This is a genomic window from Pseudoalteromonas sp. SR41-7 (assembly GCF_014163935.1).
Taxonomy (GTDB): Bacteria; Pseudomonadota; Gammaproteobacteria; order Enterobacterales; family Alteromonadaceae; genus Pseudoalteromonas; species Pseudoalteromonas distincta.
Genome location: NZ_JACJEF010000003.1, coordinates 204,480 through 222,301, shown reverse-complemented (window position 1 = coordinate 222,301; position 17,822 = coordinate 204,480). Strand labels below are relative to the sequence as shown.

16 protein-coding genes are annotated in these 17,822 nt (G+C 41.9%); 7 read left to right on the top strand and 9 right to left on the bottom strand.

Going from position 1 to position 17,822, the window contains the following annotated elements; translation table 11 throughout:
* Positions 1-146: 146 nt before the first annotated feature.
* On the bottom strand, positions 147-1,022 hold the full coding sequence (locus tag H5092_RS05590; protein WP_182733068.1) for a LysR family transcriptional regulator: 876 nt from the start codon (positions 1,020-1,022) through the stop codon (positions 147-149).
* 108 nt (positions 1,023-1,130) lie between these two features.
* Here H5092_RS05590 and H5092_RS05585 point away from each other — a divergent pair, with 108 nt between their 5' ends.
* The gene (locus H5092_RS05585; RefSeq protein WP_182733067.1) at positions 1,131-1,802 is read left to right on the top strand and encodes a hypothetical protein; all 672 of its coding nucleotides are present in this window, start codon (positions 1,131-1,133) and stop codon (positions 1,800-1,802) included.
* A gap of 261 nt (positions 1,803-2,063) precedes the next feature.
* Here H5092_RS05585 and H5092_RS05580 read toward each other — a convergent pair whose 3' ends face one another.
* Positions 2,064-4,145, bottom strand: coding sequence for a TonB-dependent hemoglobin/transferrin/lactoferrin family receptor (locus H5092_RS05580; RefSeq protein ID WP_182733066.1), 2,082 nt, complete (start codon positions 4,143-4,145; stop codon positions 2,064-2,066).
* A gap of 140 nt (positions 4,146-4,285) precedes the next feature.
* Here H5092_RS05580 and H5092_RS05575 point away from each other — a divergent pair, with 140 nt between their 5' ends.
* Genes H5092_RS05575 through H5092_RS05560 form a run of 4 tightly spaced genes read left to right on the top strand, consistent with a single transcriptional unit; the run spans position 4,286 to position 7,645 of the window.
* Positions 4,286-5,095, top strand: a complete 810-nt coding sequence (locus tag H5092_RS05575) for a hemin ABC transporter substrate-binding protein (protein WP_182733065.1) — start codon at positions 4,286-4,288, stop codon at positions 5,093-5,095.
* Positions 5,092-6,144, top strand: a complete 1,053-nt coding sequence (locus H5092_RS05570) for an iron ABC transporter permease (RefSeq protein WP_182733064.1) — start codon at positions 5,092-5,094, stop codon at positions 6,142-6,144. Before H5092_RS05575 ends, H5092_RS05570 begins: the two co-directional genes overlap by 4 nt.
* Positions 6,141-6,929, top strand: a complete 789-nt coding sequence (locus H5092_RS05565) for a heme ABC transporter ATP-binding protein (RefSeq protein WP_182711980.1) — start codon at positions 6,141-6,143, stop codon at positions 6,927-6,929. The genes H5092_RS05570 and H5092_RS05565 overlap by 4 nt, the downstream gene beginning before the upstream one ends.
* A complete protein-coding gene (locus tag H5092_RS05560; protein ID WP_182692940.1) occupies positions 6,926-7,645 on the top strand; it encodes a HugZ family protein in 720 nt (239 codons plus the stop codon). The genes H5092_RS05565 and H5092_RS05560 overlap by 4 nt, the downstream gene beginning before the upstream one ends.
* A 66-nt stretch (positions 7,646-7,711) precedes the next feature.
* Here H5092_RS05560 and H5092_RS05555 read toward each other — a convergent pair whose 3' ends face one another.
* Positions 7,712-8,644 (bottom strand): ChaN family lipoprotein, encoded by a 933-nt coding sequence (locus H5092_RS05555; protein ID WP_182733063.1) that lies wholly within the window; start codon positions 8,642-8,644, stop codon positions 7,712-7,714.
* 367 nt (positions 8,645-9,011) lie between these two features.
* Positions 9,012-9,905, bottom strand: coding sequence for a LysR family transcriptional regulator (locus tag H5092_RS05550; RefSeq protein WP_182733062.1), 894 nt, complete (start codon positions 9,903-9,905; stop codon positions 9,012-9,014).
* A 125-nt stretch (positions 9,906-10,030) separates the two neighbouring features.
* On the opposite strand from H5092_RS05550, the gene H5092_RS05545 reads away from it, so the two are divergent.
* On the top strand, positions 10,031-11,233 hold the full coding sequence (locus H5092_RS05545) for an NADH:flavin oxidoreductase/NADH oxidase family protein (protein ID WP_182733061.1): 1,203 nt from the start codon (positions 10,031-10,033) through the stop codon (positions 11,231-11,233).
* 384 nt (positions 11,234-11,617) lie between these two features.
* Here H5092_RS05545 and H5092_RS05540 read toward each other — a convergent pair whose 3' ends face one another.
* A complete protein-coding gene (locus tag H5092_RS05540; protein WP_182733060.1) occupies positions 11,618-12,061 on the bottom strand; it encodes a GNAT family N-acetyltransferase in 444 nt (147 codons plus the stop codon).
* A gap of 198 nt (positions 12,062-12,259) precedes the next feature.
* Positions 12,260-12,760: a lactoylglutathione lyase family protein gene (locus tag H5092_RS05535; RefSeq protein ID WP_002959229.1), complete on the bottom strand. Its 501-nt coding sequence runs from the start codon at positions 12,758-12,760 to the stop codon at positions 12,260-12,262.
* 114 nt (positions 12,761-12,874) lie between these two features.
* Between H5092_RS05535 and H5092_RS05530 the strand changes: the two genes are divergently transcribed.
* A complete protein-coding gene (locus H5092_RS05530) occupies positions 12,875-13,741 on the top strand; it encodes a LysR family transcriptional regulator (protein ID WP_182733059.1) in 867 nt (288 codons plus the stop codon).
* A 37-nt stretch (positions 13,742-13,778) separates the two neighbouring features.
* Here the strand turns inward: H5092_RS05530 and H5092_RS05525 are convergent, their stop codons facing one another.
* From H5092_RS05525 to H5092_RS05515, 3 genes are read right to left on the bottom strand one after another with little or no spacing between them, the layout of a single operon-like run.
* Positions 13,779-14,858 carry a heparan-alpha-glucosaminide N-acetyltransferase domain-containing protein gene (locus H5092_RS05525; protein WP_182733058.1) on the bottom strand — a complete coding sequence of 360 codons (1,080 nt, stop codon included), beginning with the start codon at positions 14,856-14,858 and terminating at the stop codon, positions 13,779-13,781.
* Positions 14,842-15,480 carry a hypothetical protein gene (locus H5092_RS05520; protein ID WP_182733057.1) on the bottom strand — a complete coding sequence of 213 codons (639 nt, stop codon included), beginning with the start codon at positions 15,478-15,480 and terminating at the stop codon, positions 14,842-14,844. The genes H5092_RS05525 and H5092_RS05520 overlap by 17 nt, the downstream gene beginning before the upstream one ends.
* Positions 15,473-17,821 carry a GNAT family N-acetyltransferase gene (locus H5092_RS05515; protein ID WP_182733056.1) on the bottom strand — a complete coding sequence of 783 codons (2,349 nt, stop codon included), beginning with the start codon at positions 17,819-17,821 and terminating at the stop codon, positions 15,473-15,475. Before H5092_RS05515 ends, H5092_RS05520 begins: the two co-directional genes overlap by 8 nt.
* Position 17,822 lies beyond the last annotated feature (1 nt).

Here is a 17,822-nt window from a genome sequence, read left to right as displayed (position 1 = left end):
ACGACATAGACCAAGTTTACAAATGTGCTGACAAAGCACTTTACCATGCAAAAGAACATGGCCGTAATCAGTGCATTGTTGCTGATATTAGCTAACCACTGCTTAGCTAAGTAATACTTTACATTGAACTTAAATTGATAAATTCTCTACAAAGAGTGCATGAGTTTATTAAGCCAGCCATCAGCTTTTGATGGTTTGTAAATCATTACTATGTCTTCGCTGTAGCGACTGTTAACCCCCTTTACAGTTAATTTTTTAAGCCCTAAATCATCAATCACGAAATTTGGTAAATATGCCAACGCCAAGCCACTTTGTATCACCTCTATTAATGCACTGTAATCGCTACATCTAAATACAATATTGCGCGGGGCTATTTCATCTTGCCAACCGTCGGAGCCAATACCTTGTTCAAGGCCGCACAGTGGTGAAAACAACGGGCATGCAAAAGACAACTGTAGTAATTGGTTTTTATTGAGTGTTAAAAAGCCTTTTTGTACTAGCTGATGTGAAGGAGACGCAGCTACACTAAACTCAGTATTAAATACGTCAACCGACACTAAATTAGTATGTGAGCTGTTGTTGAATGCCTCGCGAGTTACTAACGCAATATGCGCCGAGCCTGATGCAACTTGGCTTATGGCTTCATCTTCAAATATATTATTAATACGCACCGAGCAAGGCAGGTTGCTAAGAGGTGTAAGCAGCTTTTTAACGCCACTTTTGAGTAAAATGGCAGGGCCTGCAATAACCGCATTAAATTTATGACTATCGCTTTTAAAACGGCTAGTAAGCTGCTGGTAATTATGAACTAAATCGCTACTGTGCTTAACAAATTCTTTGCCTTTATCATTAAGTACTAAGGTTTTACCTACGCGGTTAAAAAGCTCCGTGGCTAAGTTTGCCTCAACCTTTTTTAGCGTTTTAGACAGCGCACCAGGGGTAATATTAAAGTGCTTAGCGGTTGTATGCAGATTTTGCGAACCCGCCATATGAATTACTTTTTCAATGTCATCTAAATGCATAGCGCCAAACCGTATTAACTAAAAGGAAACAACTAATTACTTATTATCGATTATTTGTATATAAAAATCAGCTTATAGTGGCGCTATATATATTTTTTGAGCACTAACATGAAACACATACTGCTATTTTTTATTTTATTATCGAGTGCAGCGCACGCAAATACACCTCAACACGATTCACACAAAACCCAAAGCTATAATGGCTTCCATGGTATGGCGCTTATTTTAGCCGGCGATAAAGTACTTGCCAGCCACATGCCTTTATACGCCCCTCCACACAACTACCAAATAGTGTATGAAGTAACTACGGATGACACCCACTTAAAAACAATCAAAAATATTTTAAATAAAGCAGCAGACGAGCAAGAACAGATCACTATTTTACCAACCAAATTTGACCTAAATTTATTAATAAATAAAAAGACACCCACCTTAAATGTAACTGTATTTAACGGCCATTTTGAACGCGGTGGCAACGCACTTTTTACTACAAAGCTAACCTTTAAAAACCCGCTATATGTTGAAAAAATAACGACTAATCAAGCACAAAAAAATGTGTTTACATTAATAAAGCTAACAGAGCAGCAAGGTTTAGTAATTCATAAAATACAAAGCAAGCCAAGCTATGACTCGTTAAGCTTAGTACCGCTTACTATGAGTAAATATAACGGGAAATTGAAGTGTGATGCTTCGATAAGCACTGCGCTTAAAAGCAAACTAGAGGCATGTTTTAAAACCGTACCAAGCTATTTAGAAACAAAAGACTTTGCAGTTAATTAATTTATAAAACCAGTGATTTTGGCTTTAAATCGCTGGCTTATAAAGTGTTACTTTGTTTTTAGTAAATTTTAAGATTAAATTTTGAGATGACACCCACCGTTAATTTTGTACTTTAGCCATAATGAATTAGGTGGTGCACTTCCAATTAGAATCTAGGAATCAATAAATAAAAAATTAGGTTGGGTGTCATCATAAAAATAAACTCAACAAACGCTGCAGCTTCATGCAGCGTTTGTTGCTATTTAATTTTCTAGGAGCTAATTAAAACTGATAGCTTACCCTTGCTGAAAAGTTACGCCCAGGTTGGGTGTATTGGCTAAAATCAGCACTTTGCGATTGACCTGCAATCAACTCAAAAGGTACATATTCTTTATCGAGCAAGTTAAGTACACCTACATTTAGCTGCCACGCTTGCCATTCGTAGTATGCGTATAAATCAACAACGCCGTAGCCATGCCCTTGCGTAGTTTTATCATCGTTTGCATCAAGTACTACATCCGATTGCGATTTAGCTAAACGCAACGCAGCGGTCCAGTTAATATTACCCAGCTCTGTACTTAACAATATTGAGCCATTTAACGGGCTAATACTGGTAAGTGGCTGATCGGTTTCTTTGTTTTCACCATCAACATAGGCTACGTTTGCCTCAAGTAGTATATTTTCAGCGACATACATGGCAATTCCGGCTTCTACACCGCTTATTTGTGTTTCGCTAATATTTTGGTACTGATACAGCGTTTTGTTTACATTAGGAATGTACGTTGGCTCAACACCCACTACGGCGGTTTCAATAAAGTCACCGTATGCTGCATAAAAAGCACTTAAATTTACGCTAATATCGCTGCTTGCGTATCTTAGCCCAAGCTCAAATGAGTCGCTGCTTTCTGGGTCTAAATCGGCGTTTGGTAATATTTGATAAAACGGCTCAACGCCGTGGCTTTGATAGGCTTGGTCGTGTGGTGGTATTTTAAAGCCTCGTACGTATTGCCCGTACAACGATAAGTTATCATCCACTTGGTATATAACACCTAGCTTAGGCGAAAAGGCAGATTCGGTAATATCATCAAGCTGTGCATCGGCGTATAACTCATCACTTTTAGCCTCTAGGGTGTAGTAATCGTATCGCACACCTGCAATAACCGACCACGCGCTGTTATTAAACGAGATACTGTCTTGTACATAAGCGCCAATTAAAGAGGTATCAGCCCCCGGGAATGCTTTTTGTTTTTGATCGGTAAAATCAACGGTGCCATCAGCTAAAGTACGCGTTTTAAAACGTGGGCGGGTGGTGTCGTATAAATCGATATCAATCCCGTATACCACTTCGTGATCGGTGGTTTCTCCTTTAAGGCCTTTATTAAATACTGCTTTTAAACCTAAAATATTTTGCTCAAAACGATAGTCGTTATAATCGGTGTAGGTGCTTGCGCCACTAATTGCATCGCTTTGTTGCTCGTAACTACTGTAAGACACTTGCCCGTACCATTTATCAAACGCAGCTGTAGCTACTTCTGAATGATAATCCAGCGCCAGTGACCAACTAGTGTCGTCTTCCTCGGTTTCTTGAACGGCAGGAGTAATTACTTGCTCAGTTGTTTGATTAAAGTAATCAAGGGTGTATTTAAGTGTGCGTTTTTCATCAAGCTGTTGCTCAAATTTAACTAATAAAGCGTCCGACTTTGCATCATAACCGGGTAAGTTTTCGTCGTAATTTTGAACTTCTTCGCTGTCGCGATGGCTATAAACTGCGCTTACTGCAAAGTCGCCTAAGTCTTTTGCAGCGGTAATGTCAGCGGCAATTTGGTTACTTTGACCTTGATACCCTAGTGCCATTTTTACATAGCTGCTGTTATCTTTTAAATAATCGCTTGGATCTTTAGTGGTTATAACCACAATGCCACCGAGTGCGTCAGAGCCATATAAAGACGATGCAGCACCTTTGGCTACTTCTACTTGTTTTACGCCTGCTACATCAAAGTAATTGCGGCCAACTAAATAGCCCCCTCCGCCTGCATAACCATCGTTGGTGCGTCGGCCATCTTTTATAAATATAACACGGTTACCACCAACACCACGTACAGTAAGTGTTTGCGCGCCTGCACCACTGCCTGTGGTTGCAATGCTTGGGTCGTACTTAAACATGGTTTGTAAATCTACAGCTAGCTGGCGCTCTATATCTTGCTCGGTAATAACCGTTACTGAGCCTGTTACATCTTTAAGCTTTTGCTCAAACCGCGAGCCACTCACAACAATATGATCGTCAATTATGTTTTCGGCAAATGCAGTGCCCGATCCGAGTAATAAGGTTGCTATAGCAGTAAATTTAAATGCAGAGGGGTTCATTTTAACTCCAAATGATAATAGTTATTATTTATGGCGAAGATGTTACAACTAAGTCAAATTAAGATCAATTAATTATGATAATCATTTTCATTTAGATTTAACTAGTTATAATAGCCAAAAAATAAAAGCCGGAGTTTGTAATGAAATACCTATTTATATTGTTTGCTTTAGTCGCTCAACCTGCACTTGCACAGGAGCGTGTTATTAGTGCTGGCGGCACCCTTACAGAAATAATTTATGCGCTGGGCAAACAAAATACCCTTGTAGCTGTTGATCAATCGAGCATGTACCCGCACCAAGCCACGCAATTACCGCAAGTGGGCTATTATCGCGATTTAGCTGCAGAAGGCGTACTTTCAATGCGTCCAACCACCTTGTTAGCGCTTGAAGGCGCAGGGCGAAGCCAAGCACTTAAGCAAATTGAGGCAACAGGGGTTAAGCTCATTCATTATAAAAAGCCGACCTCAGTTAACGAGCTACTTGAGCTAATAAAACGCTTAGGTGACCATTTAAACGCCAAGCAAAAAGCACAAACACTTATTACACACATTACAAAATCGTTACCTGATAAAGCAAAAGCGCAAACACACAGCGCGCTATTTTTACTCTCAGCTAATGAGCGCGGGCTTGTTGCCGCCGGGCAAGAAACCGTCCCTAATTTATTATTTAGCTATGCAGGCATTACCAATATAGGCGCTACGCATTCAGGCTTTAAAGCAATAAATAGTGAAGTACTGGCTGTAAATCAGCCCGACTTTTTAGTAGCCCCAGCCCATGTTGTACAAAGCCTTGGCGGTAAGCAGGCTTTTTGTGAGCAACCTACACTACACTTATTAAAAGCGGCGCAAACCTGTAACTTACTTGTAATAGATAGCCTACTTTCGCTTGGCATGTCGCCGCGTATAGCCACAGCAATTAATGAGCTTAACGAGTATAAAACCCGCTTATGAACACCCTAATATTGAGCCGTTTTAACCCTGTAACACTTAGCCAAACCCATAAATGGATGCTATTAGCCTCTGTGTGTATTTTTGCTTTGGCGCTACTTAGCATAGGGTATGGGCCAGCAGGGTGGGATTGGCGTTTAGCCATTGCTTGGCTTGCACCCGAGCGCTTTAATCAGTTTGATGCGCTGCAAATAAATGTCGTAATGCAAATACGTTTGCCACGCTTTGTGCTTGCAGTGCTTGTAGGGTTGGTGCTTGCCCAAACAGGCGCGTCAACGCAAGCGCTGTGCCGCAACCCATTGGCCGATCCATCTATTATTGGCATTAGTGCGGGTGCGGCTATGGTTGCTGTGGCGTTTATAGCACTTAGCGCGCAGTTTAATTTTAACGCGCAGTTGTATTTACCTTATGCGTCGTTTTTAGGGGCGCTTGGTGTTACCTCGCTGGTATATTTTATTGCCAAGCAGCAAGGGCAAATTAATATCACCACACTTATATTAGTGGGGGTGGCTATTAACGCGTTAGCATTTGCGGTTATTGGGCTACTGAGCTTTTTTGCCGACGATAGCGCGCTACGATTAATAAATTACTGGACCATGGGCTCATTAGGCGGAGCAAGCTGGAGCACGATTATTCAAGCTGCGCCGTTACTGTTTATCAGCCTAATTGGCCTGTGGCGGTTAAAAGAGCCCATGAACTTACTCCTTATTGGCGAGTCACAAGCTCAGTACCTAGGGGTAGACACCAACAAGCTCAAACTATATGTAATTATACTTGTTGCACTAGGAGTAGGGGCGGTTGTGGCACTTACCGGCTTAATAGGGTTTGTTGGTTTAGTAGTCCCGCATATTGCCCGCTTAATGGTGGGGCCGCATTTACGTAATATGCTGCCGCTTTGTATGCTAATTGGCGTAGTGGTATTGCTACTTTCTGACTGGCTAGCACGCATTGCCATAATGCCATCAGAGCTACCCATTGGAATTATTACTGCATTATTGGGTGCGCCATTGTTTATTTATTTAATAGTGAAAAATAAGCGAGGTTGGTCATGATCACGTTTAACAATCTAAGCGTTGGCTTTGATAATCACAGCGTTTTAAACGCTATTAATGGCAGCGCTAAACAAGGGCAACTTGTAGCACTACTTGGTGAAAATGGCGCAGGTAAATCTACCTTGCTGCATACCTTAGCAGGTATGCACTCCTTTACAGGCAGTGTACTTTTTAATGCTAAGCCGCTGGCCGCTCATGCTAAAAAACGCCTAGCCACACAGCGTGCAGTGATGATGCAAGCAAACCACGTAGGGTTTGATTTTACTGTATTTGAGCTTATTGCAATGGGCCGCTACCCGTATGTAGAGTCATTAAAAATGCAAAGCGAAAAAGTAAATAAATACGCCGCTATTATGGATTTAAGCCATTATTTAACTCGCCGCGTAAGTGCGCTTTCGGGCGGAGAGCAACAACGTGTGCATATGGCGCGCACTTTGGCGCAACTAAACGCCTTTACACAATCGGCCGAGCCAAAACTAATGCTGCTCGACGAGCCTACATCAGCACTTGATATGCGCCATCAACATGCTTTGCTCAGCTGCGTTAAAGCGTTTGTAGGGCAGGGTAACAGCGCCATTATTGCAATACACGACCTAAATTTAGCCAGCCTTTATGCAACCGATGCTATTTTACTGCACAACAAAAAAGTGCTGCAAAGTGGGCCTATAAACACCGTATTAACTGAACAAAACTTACAACAAATGTACGCCATGAAACTGCACGTAAACCCTCATCCTTATAACGATGCACCCATGGTTTTTTCTCAACGTCAGGAGTTTTTATGAGAGAGCAAGCGTTAAACGATGCACGCACATTGGTTTACAAAACCAATGCTGGTGTCATGTCGACCATTTCTAATAATTTACGCGGTTACCCGTTTGGCTCAGTAACCCCCTATATGTGCGACGAACAAGGCCGCGTTTACTTTTTTATTAGCGATATAGCCCAGCACACTAAAAATCTAAAGCACGACTCACGTATGAGCCTAACTGTGTTTGATGCCACCGACAGTGGCGATCAAAACGAGCACGGCCGCGTAACGCTTGTAGGCGATGGCTCTATTGTGCCAAGTGAGCAAGCACACACTTTACTTGATAACTATATTTCCCTATACCCCGAAGCCGCTAGCTATCGCAACGCGCACGACTTTCAATTATGGCAATTAGACGTAGTGCGAGTGCGTTACATTGGCGGCTTTGGCAAAATATTTTGGCTTGAACAAATCGAGTGGCAGGGCGAGGCAAAAAACTGGGATGAAAGCCAACAGCAAAGCATGATTAACCATATGAATGAAGATCACCAAGATGCTATGTCGCTCATATTAATGCAGCACTACGGCGTAGCCGATAACACCCCTATAATGAGCGGCCTATTACCCACTGGTTTTTATATACAAAGCCAAAAGCGTAATTACTTTATTAATTTTAAAACCCAGTGCAACAGCCCGTTAGAGGTACGTAAAGCGCTGGTTGAGCTAACCAACCAAGCCCGAAATAACTAAACTAAATACATGACGACATAGTTAACCTGCGCCCTGGTTAAGAGATTCACTAACTATGTCGTTATTTTATAAGCAAGCTGTTTGCTCGCCTCGCTTGCCTAACGCTTTAAAAGCGGCTTGCTGATGTTCTTTTTGTACATAACGGGTTGGCAAAGGGTTAACCTGCAACTGATACCCACTTTGATTAGCTTGCACATTCGTTACCGGCGATATCCACACAACATTTAGCTCTGGCGCTAAACGCTTAATAACGCGCGCTATACCTTCGCCATTTTTTACATGAAAATCGCCCGCTATATGCATTACTTGCGCATCTTTATGATTATTTAAATAGTTAACGATAGACTCCCCCATGGTTTCATCCCAGGTAACTTGCGCAGCATAATAGTTTTCATTTTGACTTGGCGAGCCGTGATGCATTGAGGTCATAAAACGTTGTCTATAATCACTGGGGGAGGTATCAATAGCGGCTGCAATATAGCTCTGCTGTGTTTCATCAAGTTCATTTAGGTAACTTATGCCTTGCCTGCCAATACACGTAACAATATTTTTAGGAGCATTTGCAGCGATTACATCGCTATTGTTCGTTTTTGCCAGCTCTACCAGCGCACGGTAATCACTTTTGTAGTTAGGCCACGCTTGGGTGTTATCAATTAAGTATTGCTCACCAATTTCACCTTTAACATACTGGTTTAAAGTAAGCTGATCGGCGCGGCTAAATTGTTCAAGCGACAGGGCAGTGCGTTTATTACTTTTGCTTAATTGCTCAAATAACTCAGCCTGAAATAAATGCACACCCGGGTGCGTATGCCATTCACCTACTAAAACCACATCGGCATTTAATAGCTTGGGCTCTAATAATACAGAGCTAACAGGCTTTGCTTGTGCATTATAAAGCGCAGCGTAATAAAGCGATGAGCTTTTATCAGGCGGCACAGTTGTTGTGCTACAACCACTCAAACCCGTAACTAACGCCAGAGTTAAGATAGACTTTTTCATACACACCTTCAAAACCTTTTAATGCAAATAATTATCAATATCATATATTTATAAAACCTATTAAGCCAGCCAAAAACAGTAAAAAATAAATAAGCAAAGAAGATCAAATAAGACATTGTAGAGTGCAATTGATAGGCAGTTATGAGCGAGAAGCAGACGGTCGATCAGACTCATTTTTGGACAAAAGCTCGTCAGAGTAAATAACCTAGAACCCCGCTTTCAGATAACTTCTCGTATCTCAAAACGTCAAAGACCACCGTTGTCAGCGGTGGTCGGTTTGCGCGGAACTGGACAGTTTCGAGCATGGTCGATTTTGGGAGTGAATTATTTTTTGCTGCAATACTGTATATTAATCCACGAAACACCATCACGAAACGATTTGTGCCACTTTCTTCCTGAGCAGTTCCCGAAAAGCAATAACAGCGGGGCTAACCTGCTCTCTGCTTGGACAGATTAGATTTAACTCAACAGGTGGTGATTCAAAGCCTGGTAAAAGCCGTACAAGTTGCCCACTCCGAAGTTCTGAATGGACATCTATCTGGGAGCGATACACTATCCCTTTACCACTAACAGCCCATTTACGAACAATGTCAGTATCATTGCTGACTCGATTGCTATCCACTTTGACTTTGTATGAGCCAGAATGACCAGCGTATTCCCAGCTGTTCAATAAACGACCAGCTCGACGGTGCAATAAGCAATTATGCTCCTTTAAGCTGTTAGGATGCGTTAGCTCACCATGTTTAGATATATAGGATGGAGAGGCGCAGGTGATCCTGCTCACGGTGGCGATATGAAATGAAACCATCGATGAGTCTTCTAGCTTCCCATAACGAAGTGCCATATCAACTTGGTCGAGAAAAAAATCTGAAATTGAATCGCCAACCGTAAGGTCAATCGACAATAAAGGGTGTTCATCCAGTAACTCTTCTACCCAGTGTAAAAGAGTATTGCGCCCTAAGTCAGATGAAACGGACAACCTTAGCTTACCACTCACCTTACCTTGTGTCTGATGTGCAGCTATACGACCTTGCTCCAAACTGGCTAATGCCTGGCGACAATGAAACAGAAATTGTTCGCCTTGAGGTGTGATCCTTAATTGCCTTGTGGTTCTGATAAGTAGCTGTATATCCAACTTTTTTTCCAGTCTTTTAAGCGCAGAGCTGACTGCCGCAGGAGTGACACTCAGTTGTTTTGCGGTTTCCGTTATGCTGCCTGTTTCCACTATTCGTATGAATAGATTGAGATCTGATGTATTCATTATTAAATAATATTTAAAAGTGTTTGAACTATTGCTATCTTTTTAGTTTAGTAAAAATCGGGGACAATGTCTCTACCGTTATTAATTAACACCGTACATAAGTATTGGTGCCCCGAGAGGTAGATATGACCCAGCCATTACACACCGCGAACTTACTTGATCCTCCTTTAGAGCTCCCTTGTGGCGCAGTCATCAAAAACCGTCTAATAAAGTCAGCAATGTCTGACTCACTCGCTGACGGTGAAGGGAACCCTACTGAAGCTCAGTCTCGACTCTATGAACGATGGGCAGAGGGTGGTATTGGGTTATCCGTCATTGGTGAAGTGCAGGTAGATCCCAGGTTCCCTGAAAAACCAGGAAACCTGGTATTAACTAATCAATCCAACCTAAAAGATTTACAAATGTTAACCTCCCGCGCATCGATTAATGATGCCCACATATGGCCTCAGTTAGGTCATGCAGGAGGACTGGCTTACAAACTACTTAGCCAGCCCAAAGGTCCATCACCTCTTAAGATAAGTGAATTTGAATGTGCAGGTATGTCAGAGAAAGAAGTATCTTTATTGCCAGATGTGTATGCCAGAGCTGCGAAGATTGCTAAAAAAACAGGGTTCACAGGTGTTCAGATACATGCAGGTCATGGTTTTCTGCTTAGCCAATTTCTGTCTCCGCTATTCAATCACCGCAAAGACCAATATGGCGGCTTAATACAAGCACGTAGCAGAATCGTTATAGAGATAATAGAGAAAGTCCGAGATGCGGTGGGGGGGACTTTTCCTATTGGCATCAAGATGAACTCTTCTGATCAACTAGAAGGAGGATTATCTCAAGACGACGCTCTAGAAGTTATTCGCATCCTTAATAAAACGTCTATCGACTTGATTGAGATAAGCGGCGGTTCTTATTTTCCTGGAGCAAAATCCAGCTCTGACAGTGCTTCAAGCGGCCCGTACTTCATTGACTTTGCAATAAAGGCTAAAAGCTTAACAAGTATTCCTTTAGTAGTGACTGGCGGTTTTAAAAAACGGGAGCAGGTAATAGATGCCTTATCTATAAATGCAGCGGACTCCATTGGTCTTGGACGAGCATTGATACTCAGACCCGATTTGCCAAATGAATGGATAGATGGAGAAGGTGTTACTCCTCGCTTTCCAAAGTTTAAGTCACCACCTCAGGGGGGAATTACAGCCTGGTACACAATGCTTCTCACGGCGATAGCTAATGACAACGAAAGAGAGTTCAACTTAGAACTATTACCAGCGATTCAGGCCTATGAAAATCGTGACAAAGCGCGTGTTATGAGATGGCAGGCTAAGTATCAATTATAACCCAACACCTACACACCAAAAAACGCATCGTTATGCGTTTTTTGGGATCGCAATATCTGAAGTGCAATTTGCGTATCTATGGGAGATTCCGAGCACAGCCCCTCAATCGCCACCCATGAGGAAAAGTACTTCGATGTCAGTGGCTCGATCTGCCACCGAGTAATCAAACTAACGCAGAAAGGGGCAGAAACGAGTTATACCGGAATGGCTGCAATTGGCACTCTCCAGCCACTCGACAACATAAAATACTGATAATAATTGGCAAGGTACTTTACTGTGTCGGGTGGCGCTTCGCTTATCTGACCTGCACTGGCACATAAACGGCTGGAAAATTTAATCTTACAACTATTATTCCTTAAAATTAACGGCCTACTTATGAATGAGTTAACTACTAATTTTAATAACCGCTAACATATCGTCGTCATCCTCATCGAGGCCCACTTCCTTGAACCCAAAGCTTGTATAAAAATCTTTGGCTATTGGGTTACTCGGGTTATAGCATATTTCAATTTCGCAAAGGCCTGGAGTAGTTTTTATTTGCTCAATTGCCATGCCTAGTGCTTTGCGCCCAATGCCTTTATTTTGATGAGTTTGATCAACCATAAAGCGCCAAATAGAAACCTTTGTTGGGGTTTCTTGTACCCACATAAAAAAGCCTAATGGTACACCATTTAGGTAAATAGCTTTACAGGTATACCCGCTATTGTAGTGCGCCTCAACTAACGACCACATATTACACGCTAGGTATTCTTCTTGTGTTTTAGCAACCTCTAAATCGCATATGGCTTCGTAGTTATCGGCGGTGATATCTTCCAATGACAGCTTCATATTTTTCCTTCAGTACAACTTTGTGTAATTAGTAAGCTATCAGTGTATGTACCTATAATCAAACAAATGAAGAGATTGATTTTTATACCCCCTTAAATTAGCTTAAATAATGATCTACACGCCTATCTAAAACAAAAAGGCCGCAGTAATAAATACTGCGGCCTTTGCTTTTAGCAAAATGCTTTAGGCTAAGTGCTTTTAGTAAGCCCCTGCGCTGTAAATAAGCTCGTAGCTGTGGCTGTAAATCTCAAGGATGTTACCAAACGGGTCTTCCATGTAGATCATGCGGTACGGCTTTTCACCCGGGTAGTAATAACGAGGGGCTTCCATACGTTTTTTACCGCCAGCTTCTACAATACGCTCAGCTAAACCTTCTACATCAGGGTCTTGAACACAAAAATGAAAGATGCCTGTTTTCCAATATTCAAAATTGTCTTTTGGGTTTTCTTGGTTTTTAAATTCGAAAATTTCGACACCAATACGATCCCCTGTAGATAGGTGCGCTATTTTGAATTTTTCCCACTTTTCGCCAAATACTTCTGTACACATTTCGCCAATTGGGCTTTTGTCTTCGGTAATTAAAGTCGGTTCCATTATTGTGTACCAACCCATAACCTTAGTGTAAAACTCGACTGCTTTTTCAACGTCGGGAACCGAAATACCAATGTGCGAAAAACTACGTGGATATGTATGACTCATAATGCTTCCTCTTTAACTTGTGACTTATCTTGTGGCTAGTTGATGGAGTTAGTTTACGAACTGAACAATATTAAGTAAAATTATCATTAATCATCATTTTGAGTATGTTTTGTAATGATAAACCCTGCATGGTTAAACACGTTTTGTACGTTGGTTGAGGTAAATCACTTTACCCAAACCGCCGAACGCCTTTTTATGACCCAATCTGGCGTAAGCCAGCATATTAAAAAGCTTGAGCAGCAAGTAAACTGCGCGCTATTAGAGCGCCACGGCAAACAATTTACCCTTACCGTACATGGGCAAAACTTGTATCAACAAGGCAGCTTGTTATTAAAGGAATGGCAATTTTTAGAACAACAATTAAAAGATGATTCGCCTTACAGCGGCTTGGTAAAAATACAATCGCCTGGTAGTTGTGGGCTACAATTTTATAGCCAATTATTAGCGCTGCAGGCAAAGCATACCGAGCTTAATATTGATTATCGCTTTGCACCCAATACAAGTGTAGAGCAAGCTGTGGCAAACCACAGTGCCGACATAGGTTTTTTAACTCAAGCTCCGACGCTTAGCGAAGTTACCAGCCACAAAATTGGTAAAGAAGCCTTATTACTTGTCACCCCCGCACATATTAAAAACCCAACGTGGGAGGTCTTATGTGAGCTTGGCTTTATTGGCCACCCCGATGCAAAACACCACGCCCAGCTATTACTTAGCGAAAACTACAGCGAGTTTGAGCATGTTGATCAATTTAAGCGCACGGGGTTTTCTAACCAGATAAGTTTAATACTGGAGCCGGTAAGTTTAGGGCTAGGTTTTACGGTTTTACCTGCGCATGCCGTTAGCGCATTTAATAAACCTGCGCTTATTAAAACGCACCACTTAGCTAATCCGATTAGCGAAAATATTTATGTGTGCCATCACCGAAATAGGCCAATGGCAAAGCGCATGAATACAGTAATTGAAGCAATAAAGGCAGGCTAGGGCGCGTGTAACTGCGCCCGTAAAGCCCCTTTACAGTTTAAGCTGCACGTTTAGGTTTTTGCTTAAAACCAAGTAAGGTTAGCTTAGTTTGCAAATACATTTTGTGTACTGCAAAAGTGAGTAAACTCATAAGCGCCATTAGGCACAGCGTTGGCACAAGCGACTGCGTATGATAACCAAACACTCCCATAAACCAGCAAATAAGCACCCACTGAATAACATACAAAGCGGTAACATGTTTGCTCGCATACAAAAGAGCCCGTGTAATAGGGCCGTTGAATTTATTAGCAAGTACATACTCTATGGCCGCTAACGCGCATAAATTTAAGCCAATTAAATAAATAATACCGCCGCCATTTAAATGGAAAAAACTGCCAAACTGTCCCTTAAAATCAGTAATAAGCCACGCTGTACCTATAATTAATAATGCAGCACCTAACTTTGCGCATACACTAAATAAGTATGCTGCATTATGCTGGCTATTTATATACAAACGACCAAGCACGTAACCCGTTAATATAGCGCTTATCCACGGAAATACCGGAAAATAAACTTGGTAGTTATTAGCAAAAAACAAGTCACTAATATACCGCGAAAGCGCAAACTGTTGCCCCCTTACAAACTGGCTTACAAGTGCAATAGCCACAGCTAAACATGCAATCCATGTGGTTTTCCAGCGGGCAATATTAAGCGCACCAAACAGCACTAAACTCACCCCTGCAAGTTGTAAAATATCACCAGTTAACACCATAAATTGTAACTGCCCAGCACTCAATGGGCTTTGCCAGCCATAGGCATTTATAAACGCCTCGGGCATGGTATTAAACACCTCAATGGGTAGCCAAAATTTTGCCGCATTCATTAAATACGCAAGGAGTAAAAGCTGTATACCACGCTTAATTAATAACATTGGGGTTTGCCTGCGCGAAAGCGCCATAGACAGCCCCATTGCCACTAAAAACGAGGCGGTGCCTTTGCCAAGTATATGAATAACAGCACCAAATAGGCTTTCACTTTGAAGCGCTGTGCTTGAGTACATCCATAACGTGTGGACTAAAATCATAATAAAAACGCTCGCACCTCGGGCAAGGTCAATCGTTTTAAGACGTGTGTTCATTGGTTTTAATATCCTTTTTTGGGCAGGTTTGGCATTTGTTATAACCTGCTAAAAAATAACGACAGCACGTTAAGCGCTTAGGCGTTAATTTAAATGGGGTGTTTAAATTAAAGTGATTACTGATTAAGTTATGTAGCTGTTGATGGCAATGTGTAATGTGCTCAGCACTTGCTAAATTTAAGCTATGAGCGCGCTCAAATGCGCTGTTAAGGGTGTCGATTAATAAGCGTCCTTGCTCTTTTTTACCCAGCGAATAATCGGTATTTATCCACTTACCTACACAGCTAAAAAACTCAATAAGTGCAATGTTTTGCTCGGCTTTACTTAATATAGGCGCACCGCTGAGGTTAAACCCTCGGCTATAAGCGCCATTAATTTTAAGCTGTAATTGCATGGGGTTATGTGCATTTTGTTTAGAAGTATGCCAATAACAATAGGCATAAATAGTTTGCCAACAAAGCTGCAAATACAAATGCCGGCTAATAAATTGCCCAGGCGCATGTGGGTAATGCGCCTTGCAATGAATCGCTAATTTGCGCACTAAATCTAAGCTTGGGTGAGCCGCAGTAGCTGGCTCACTTGGGCAAAATAAAAAGTGCGCAAGGGTTACTGGCTTAGCCATACAACTTTGCCGATACCGGGTTATTTAAATTCCCTGCAAACTGTAAGCTGCCTGCGGGGTCGGTTAAATCAACCATTTGCTTATTATTGCCAAGCTGTAAGCGGTTTAAGCAAGAGTGTGCAAATTCATCACTAAAAAAGTCATACTCTTTAAAACGCTCATTTAAGGCAGGGTTGGCTTGTTGATACGCTTTAACACTTTGCGCAACGCCTTGCCAAAAATCGTGCTCGGTAATGCGCGCTTCTCTTACTAAAATAGCGACTAGGTATCTAAAAAAGCAGTCGAATACATCGGTAAATATGCTCAGTAATTCAAGCTCTTTTGGCATAGCAATATGAATACGCGAAACCTCATCAGGTAAAGGTTCAGTGCTATTAAGCAGCGCCACTTCTTCACCTATGTCTTTCATGTAAGCGCCTACGGGTACTGAATTTTTAAGCTTTAAAATGAGGTTTTCGCCGTGCGGCATAAACACTAATTTATGGGCATAAAAACAATGCACTAAAGGAATAAGATAGGCGTTAAAATAGTGTTGTAGCCAAGCATGTGTGCTTAAACCACTTTGATCTATTAATGCACCTGCCATACTTTTACCGTTGTTATCTAGGTGCAGCAATGCGGCCATGGTGGAGAGCTGCTCATTATTTTGTAAGTTATGGTTTGGGTTTTCGCGCCATAAACAGGCAAACATTTTACGATACGGCGTATCACCGAGTGCACTTTGCTCAAAGGTGTGATGCGCATACCCTAAAGTGGCGTACTCTCTTAGTGCTGTAAAGTTACACGCGCTAAGTGTTGGGTCGTGGTTTACTTTATTAAATACCCAATCATTTATAGCCGGGGTTACCGCCATATAAGCGCGCGAAAGCCCACGCATAAAACCCATATTTAAAATAGACAGCGCCACTTTTAAATACGGCTTATGCGGGTGTGAGCAGTTATATAAGGTGCGAATAGATTGTTGTGCTTGATATAAATCGTCGCCTTCACCTAAGTAAACTAAGCGGTTATTGGCAAACTCGTTGGCAAACACCACACTTAATTTATGTTGGTATTGCCACGGGTGGGCAGGCATAAATAGGTAGTCGTCGGGGTTTAGGTTTTGCGTTTTTAGCGCTTTGTTAAACGTATCACGGGTAGTTAAATCAAGCTCACCACTAATATGGCTTGGGTAGTCACTAAAGTATTCACTATAAGCAAAATCACATACTGTTTTATGCGCCGCTAACCACAATACTTTAAACGGTTTACCTACCTCTGGCGCATAGCGTAAAAAGTCGGTTTTGCTAAAACCAATACGGCCATTATTAGCCACAAACGCAGGGTGGCCTTCGCTCATTGCGGCCTCTATTTGTTGTAGCCCTAATTGCGCTAGTTCGGCTGCGTTAAGGGTGTTGTTTTCGCGTTTATAACAGGCACTCGCAAGTGTGGCGTTAAGCTCTTCAAGGTAAGTGGCTAAACGCTCGCCAGTTAAACCCAGCGCAGGGCCTTGCACGCTAAAAAAGTGCAGTACATCAAGCTCTGCTTGCTCATTATTAAGGTTATAAAAGCATAAGCTTGGCTCGTCTATATCTATATGATTAAGCGCCATAGCACGGCCATTAAATATAAAATAACCCCCTTCAATATTTACTTTAAAACCTTGTGGGGTTTGCTCTGCAACCAATAAGCGCTCGTGTACCAGTTCGCTAATGGCTTTACTTTGTAAGTGCCTGTTTGCCCATTGCCAGTGGTCAAACTTTATATAGTCGGTGTTTATTGGCGTTTGCGCTTTGTGATGTAAATTAACGTGCGTTTCAAACGCAGCTTTATTACAAAACCCAAGGTAGGAGTTTTTATCACCAAGGGTTATTTGCTTAGTATGCACAAAGCCTAAACGCTTATTTAAGGTATGAATTTTACTATTGGCAATATCGGGCTCTACTACTACGCGTGCATCGGCATTATGAGTAAAAATACTGTGCAATACGCACTGCATTATTTCAAAACTAAAATGGCGTTTAGGCTGTGTATTTGGGGCAAGTAAAATATGCATGCCGGTATCGTTTGGCAGTACCTCATAGGCAGCTGCGAGTAGTTTGTCGTGCTTTGGGCTGTAAAGCTCAACTAAGGCAAGCAGCTCATTATTTTGCTCAATAACATACGCATGATGGTGCGGGTTGTTAATTATATCTTGGTAGGCGCTGCACATTTGCTCGGGTGTGTGTTTACTCATACCCCAAAAATGCGCGTAAGGCAGAGCAAGCCACTGGCAAATTATGGGCATATCGCTTTGCTGTAGTAACCGCATAGTCACATTACCGGTGTGTTGTAACGTGGTTACAAAAGATGAAAAATACATA

Bases quoted from the DNA above. Each gene is read 5' to 3' on its own strand.
- H5092_RS05535 (WP_002959229.1), bottom strand. From the start codon at position 12,760: ATGAGTCATACATATCCACGTAGTTTTTCGCACATTGGTATTTCGGTT.
- H5092_RS05540 (WP_182733060.1), bottom strand. From the start codon at position 12,061: ATGAAGCTGTCATTGGAAGATATCACCGCCGATAACTACGAAGCCATA.
- H5092_RS05580 (WP_182733066.1), bottom strand. From the start codon at position 4,145: ATGAACCCCTCTGCATTTAAATTTACTGCTATAGCAACCTTATTACTC.
- H5092_RS05570 (WP_182733064.1), top strand. From the start codon at position 5,092: ATGAACACCCTAATATTGAGCCGTTTTAACCCTGTAACACTTAGCCAA.
- H5092_RS05590 (WP_182733068.1), bottom strand. From the start codon at position 1,022: ATGCATTTAGATGACATTGAAAAAGTAATTCATATGGCGGGTTCGCAA.
- H5092_RS05530 (WP_182733059.1), top strand. From the start codon at position 12,875: ATGATAAACCCTGCATGGTTAAACACGTTTTGTACGTTGGTTGAGGTA.
- H5092_RS05515 (WP_182733056.1), bottom strand. From the start codon at position 17,821: ATGTATTTTTCATCTTTTGTAACCACGTTACAACACACCGGTAATGTG.
- H5092_RS05550 (WP_182733062.1), bottom strand. From the start codon at position 9,905: ATGAATACATCAGATCTCAATCTATTCATACGAATAGTGGAAACAGGC.
- H5092_RS05560 (WP_182692940.1), top strand. From the start codon at position 6,926: ATGAGAGAGCAAGCGTTAAACGATGCACGCACATTGGTTTACAAAACC.
- H5092_RS05520 (WP_182733057.1), bottom strand. From the start codon at position 15,480: ATGGCTAAGCCAGTAACCCTTGCGCACTTTTTATTTTGCCCAAGTGAG.
- H5092_RS05525 (WP_182733058.1), bottom strand. From the start codon at position 14,858: ATGAACACACGTCTTAAAACGATTGACCTTGCCCGAGGTGCGAGCGTT.
- H5092_RS05545 (WP_182733061.1), top strand. From the start codon at position 10,031: ATGACCCAGCCATTACACACCGCGAACTTACTTGATCCTCCTTTAGAG.
- H5092_RS05575 (WP_182733065.1), top strand. From the start codon at position 4,286: ATGAAATACCTATTTATATTGTTTGCTTTAGTCGCTCAACCTGCACTT.
- H5092_RS05555 (WP_182733063.1), bottom strand. From the start codon at position 8,644: ATGAAAAAGTCTATCTTAACTCTGGCGTTAGTTACGGGTTTGAGTGGT.
- H5092_RS05565 (WP_182711980.1), top strand. From the start codon at position 6,141: ATGATCACGTTTAACAATCTAAGCGTTGGCTTTGATAATCACAGCGTT.
- H5092_RS05585 (WP_182733067.1), top strand. From the start codon at position 1,131: ATGAAACACATACTGCTATTTTTTATTTTATTATCGAGTGCAGCGCAC.